Genomic DNA, 5,575 nt, shown 5'->3' with positions numbered 1-5,575 from the left:
ACCATGGGGACCGAGACCGAGAAGAAGCCCACGCTGACGCGTGAGGAGAAGCTCGCGCTGTTGGCCAGGCGGCTGGAGAAGAAGCCTCGCCCAGCGCTGCCGCTGACGTTCTCCCAGCAACGCATGTGGTTCCTGGAGCAGCTCGCGCCCGGGCTCCCGGCCTACAACCTGCCGCTGGTCGTGGAGCTGTCGGGGGCCCTGGATGCCTCCGCGCTGGGACGCGCCTTCCAGGAAGTCGTCCGGCGTCACGATGCGCTGCGCACCCGCTTCGGCGAGGCGAGCGGCGCACCCGTGCAGCTCGTCGAGTCGCAGCTGTCCCTCGCGCTGGACGTGGTGGACCTCACGCACCTCGCGCCCGAGGCCCGCGACGCGGAGGTCGCGCGGAGCATCGAGCAGGAGATGCGCACGCCGTTCCGGCTGGAGGCCGGGCCGCTCATTCGCGCCGCGCTGCTGCGGCTCTCCTCGGAGCGCCACGTCCTGCGCGTGGTGATGCACCACATCATCTCCGATGGCTGGTCCATGGGCGTGCTCACCCATGAGCTGGTCGCGCTCTACGGCGCCTTCACACGCGGACAGCCTTCGCCCCTGCCGGAGCTTCCCCTCCAATATCCGGACTACGCGGTGTGGCAGCGGGGCCGCCTCCGAGGTGAAGCGCTGGACGCTCACTTGGAGTTCTGGCGGCGGCGGCTGGCCGGCGCGCCTCATGCGCTGGAGTTGCCCACGGATCGCCCGCGACGCTCCGCCACGGGGGCGGCGGGACAGCGCAAGGCCTTGCTCTCCGTTCGGTTGACGGAGTGCCTGGAGTCACTGGCGCGTGAGGAGGGGGCAACGCTCTTCATGGTGGTGTTGGCGGGACTCCAGGCCCTGTTGTCTCGCTACTCGGGACAGCGGGACGTCCTCCTGGGCGCGCCCTACGCGAACCGCGACCGCGTGGAGACAGAGCGGTTGATCGGCCTCTTCTTCGAGCCGCTCGTCCTGCGCGGCGATCTCTCCGACCGCCCTCACTTCCGCGAGCTGCTGCGACGTGCGCGCCTCGGGACGGTGGAGGCGTTCGCGCATCCACATGTCCCCTTCGAGCCGCTGCTCAAGGCGCTGGGCGTGGAGCGCGACCTGACGCGCGCGCCCCTCTTTCAAGTGCTGTTCGGTCAACTCGACGCGCTGCCCAGCACCCGCGCGGTGCCTGGGCTCGGGGTTCGCACGCTCGATGCGGATGCGACGAGCACCGAGCTGGACCTGACCTTGATGATGGCGCGCGGTCCCACGGGCATCGCGCTCAGCGCGACCTACAACGCGGACCTCTACGACAGCGCCACGCTGGACGCGATGTTGTCGCACCTGGAGGTGCTGCTGGAGGGCGCGGTGTCCTCGCCGGAGCGCGCCGTGGAGCGCCTCCCGCTGCTCTCCGAGATGGAGAGACAGCGCTTGCTGGTGGAGTGGAACGGCGAGCGACGCCCCCATTCGGGACCCGACAGCATCCACGCCCTCATCGAGGCGCAGGTGTCTCGCACACCAGACGCGCTGGCCGTGATGGCGGGAGCCGAGTTCGTGACGTATCGCGAACTGGACGCGCGAGCGAACCGCGTGGCGCGTGGACTGCGGGCGCTCGGCGTCGGGTTGGAGACGCGCGTCGCGGTCCACGTCGAGCGCTCCATCGAACTGGTGACGGCGCTGCTTGGCATCTTGAAGGCTGGAGGCACCTACGTCCCGTTGGATCCGGAGTATCCAGCGGAGCGGCTCGCCTTCATGCTGGAGGACAGCGGCGCGAGCATCATCGTCGGCAGCGCGGCGCTCCGTGAGCGCTTGGGGACTGTTCCCGCTCGCTGGGTGGATGCGCGTCAGGCCCTCGATGCGTCGGTGGAGTCGAGTCCGCTGGGGGCGCAGGTGCCCGGCGAGGCGGCGGCCTATGTCCTCTATACCTCCGGCTCGACGGGGCGGCCCAAGGGCGTCGTCGTTCAACACCGCTCGCTGGTGAACTTCACGTGCGCGGCGTGGCGCGCCTTTCCCGTGGCGCCGGGCGACCGCGTGCTCCAGTTCGCATCCATCAGCTGGGACACGAGCGCCGAGGAGCTGTATCCCTGCCTGACACAAGGCGGGACGCTCGTTCTGCGGACCCCGGAGATGCTCGACGTCCCGGAGTCCTTCCTGGAGAAGTGCGCCGCGGCAGGGATTCGTCAGCTCAACCTGCCGACGGCGTTCTGGCATGAGGTGACCGCGCGTCTGGTGGAGGGAAAGGCTCGGCTCCCCTCGGGCCTGCGGTGGGTGGTGATTGGCGGAGAGCGCGCGATGCCAGAGCGCGTCTCGCAGTGGCGTCGGCACGTGGGCAGCACGATTCCGCTGTTGAACACGTACGGCCTCACGGAGGTCACCGCGGTCGCGACCTCCGTCGACCTGGCCGCGTCCGAGGATGCGCCGGGCCGCGAGGTGGAGATTGGCCGGCCGCTCGCGAACGTCCGCGTCTACGTGCTCGATGCCGCGCTGGAGCCTGTGCCCGTTGGCGTGGTGGGCGAGCTGTTCGTCGGGGGCGAAGGCGTGGCGCGTGGCTACCTGGGGCGCCCTGACCTGACGGCGGAGCGCTTCGTCCCGTCACCGTGGGGTGAGGGTGAGCGCTTCTACCGCACGGGGGACCGCGCTCGGTGGCGCCGAGCTGGAGGCCTGGAGTACCTGGGGCGAGCCGATGCGCAGGTGAAGGTCCGAGGCCATCGCGTCGAGTTGGGGGAGGTCGAGGCCGGCGTGCTCGCGCATCCTGGTGTACGCGAGGCGCTGATCCTCGTTCGAGAGGATGTCCCGGGGGATCGCCGGCTCGTGGCCTATGTCGTGCCTCGGCCCGGGCACTCGCTGGAGGGCCGTCAGGTTCGCGCCGAACTGGAGACTCGGCTGGCGCGCTTCCTGGTGCCGCAGGCCGTGGTGGTGCTGGAGCGCTTGCCGCTGTTGCCCAATGGCAAGGTGGATCGTCACGCGCTGCCGTCGCCCGAGGCAGCGAGCTCCGAGCGTCGCGAGGTTCGCGCGGCGCCTCGCACGCCGACGGAGCAGATCCTCGCGGGGGTCTGGGCCGATGTGTTGCGAGTCGAGGCGGTGGGTCTCCACGACAACTTCTTTGAAGCCGGTGGGCACTCGCTGCTGGCCATGCAGCTCGTCGCGCGGGTCCGTGAGGCGTTCCGTATCGAACTGCCGCTGCGGGACATCTTCGAGTCGCCCACCGTGGCGGCCATCGCGGAGCGCATCTCGCGTGTGGTGGCGACCGCTGGCGTGCCCGCTCCGCCACTCGGGCGCAGGACGCGGGGGAGCGAGACGCCGCTGTCCTTCGCCCAGCAACGGCTGTGGTTCCTGGCCCAACTGGATCCGAGCAATACGTCGTACACCCTCTGGGCTCCTGTTCGGCTGACGGGAACGCTGGAGGTCGATGTCCTGGAGCAGAGCTTCCGGGACCTGATCGCGCGTCACGAATCCCTGCGCACCACGTTCCGAGTGGTGGAGGGGCTGCCACGACAGCACATCTCGGAAGAAGTCGAGCCGTCGCTCCATCGCGAGGACCTGAGCGCGCTGCCCGAACCCGAGCGCCGTGATGCAGCGAAGCGTCGCGTCGAGGAAGAGATGCAGCGCCCGTTCGATCTCGAAGCGGGACCGCTGCTGCGCACGACGATCCTGCGGCTGTCGGAGCAAGAGCACGTGTTGGTGCTGGTGATGCACCACATCGTCTCGGACTACTGGTCCATGGGCATCCTCGTGCGTGAGGTGTCCGCGCTCTACGCGGCCCGCGTCGAAGGCCGGCCGCCGATGTTGCCGGAATTGCCAATCCAGTATGCGGACCATGCGCTGTGGCAGCGTGCATGGCTGAAGGGTGAGGTGCTGGAGTCGCAGCTGGAGTACTGGCGCCAGCAGTTGAAGGGAGCGCCGAGCGGCGTGGAGCTGCCGACGGACCGCCCACGCCCGGCGGCGCAGACATTCCGAGGCGCGAACATCCACGTCGCGTGGCCGAAGTCGCTGTGGCGGGAGATGGAGGGGGTGGGACGTCGCGAGGGCGCCACGGTGTTCATGGTGCTCCTGGCTGCGTATCAAGCGCTGCTCTCGCGCTACACGGGGCAGGGGGACGTGAGCGTGGGCTCGCCGATCGCGGGGCGGACGCACGCGGAGACGGAGGGGCTGATCGGCTTCTTCGTGAACACGCTGGTGCTGCGGGCTCGGATGTCACGGGACATGACGTTCCGAGAGCTGTTGGCGCAAGTGCGAGAGGTGACGCTCGGGGCCTACGCACATCAGGACGTGTCCTTCGAGAAGCTGGTGGAGGAACTCCAGCCCGAGCGAGACCTGAGTCGCAGTCCCCTGTTCCAGGTGTCGCTCACGCTCCAGAACACTCCGGTCTCGGAGATCACACTCCGCGATCTCACCCTCACAGGGATGGCGGCGGAGGAGCGCACGTCGAAGTTCGAGATGTCGCTGCTGGTGGAGGAGCTGCCGGAACGAGTGGCCGTGGTGGCCAACTACAACAGTGACTTGTTCGACGCGGAGACGGTGGAAGGGCTGCTGGGGCACCTGCGAGTGCTGGTGGAAGCGGCGGTGGCGCGCCCTGAAGAGAAGGTGAGGGAATTGCCGCTGATGGGGGAGGAGGAGCGGCGGCGCGTGGTGGAGGAGTGGAGCGGGAAGAGAGTGGAGTACCCGGGAGAGGTGAGCCTGGGGCGGCAGTTCGAAGAGGTGGCGGCGAGAAGGCCCGATGCGGTGGCGGTGGCGTGCGGGGGAGAAGAGCTGACGTACAGGGAGTTGAACGAGCGAGCGAACCAGCTTGCGCACCACTTGAGAGGGATGGGAGTGGGCGCGGAAGTGAGGGTGGGGCTGTGCGTGGAGCGCTCGGTGGAGATGGTGGTGGGGGTGCTGGGGATTGTGAAGGCGGGAGGAGCATACGTCCCGCTGGACGCGAGCTACCCGATGGAGCGGTTGGGGTGGATGAGGAGAGAGGCGGGGGTGGCGCTGTTGGTGGCGCAGGAGAAGTTGGCGGAGGAGGTGGCGGAGGGAGGCGAGGTGGTGGTGCTGGTGGACGGGGACAGGGGTGAGATTGAGAAGCGAGCAAAGACAAACATTGAAGTGGAAGTGAGCGGAGAGAACCTGGCGTACGTGCTCTTCACGTCAGGCTCGACAGGGAAGCCGAAGGGAGTGGGAGTCCCGCAGCGAGCCGTGACGAGGTTGGTGAAGGGGGTGGAGTACGCGCGGTTTGGGGAGGGAGAGGTGGTGCTGCAGTTGGCGCCGCTGACATTCGACGCGTCGACGTTGGAGGTGTGGGGGGCGCTGCTGCACGGGGGGAGGCTGGAGGTGTACCCGGCGGGGACGCCGACGCTGGAGGAGTTGGGGAGGGCGCTGGAAGAGAAGGGGGTGACGACGCTGTGGCTGACGGCGGCGCTCTTCGAGCAGATGCAGGGGAGGCAGGGGGAGGCGCTGAAGAAGGTGAGGCAGGTGCTTGCCGGAGGAGACGTGCTGCCGGTGGGGAGGGTGAGGGAGAGGGTGGCGGAGGGGGTGCTGGTGAATGGGTACGGGCCGACGGAGGGGACGACATTCACGGCGTGCCACCGGATGGAGGAGGGGGAAG

The 5,575-nt window shown here is 68.8% G+C and carries 1 protein-coding gene; it reads left to right on the top strand.

Annotated features, from left to right (window positions below; all coding sequences use genetic code 11):
- Positions 1-3: 3 nt before the first annotated feature.
- On the top strand, positions 4-5,575 hold a 5,572-nt coding region (locus KRR26_RS32410), incomplete at its 3' end, for a non-ribosomal peptide synthetase (RefSeq protein WP_217081705.1).

This window comes from Citreicoccus inhibens (assembly GCF_019039035.1).
Lineage (GTDB): Bacteria > Myxococcota > Myxococcia > Myxococcales > Myxococcaceae > Citreicoccus > Citreicoccus inhibens.
This window is presented reverse-complemented; position numbering and strand designations above follow the sequence as displayed.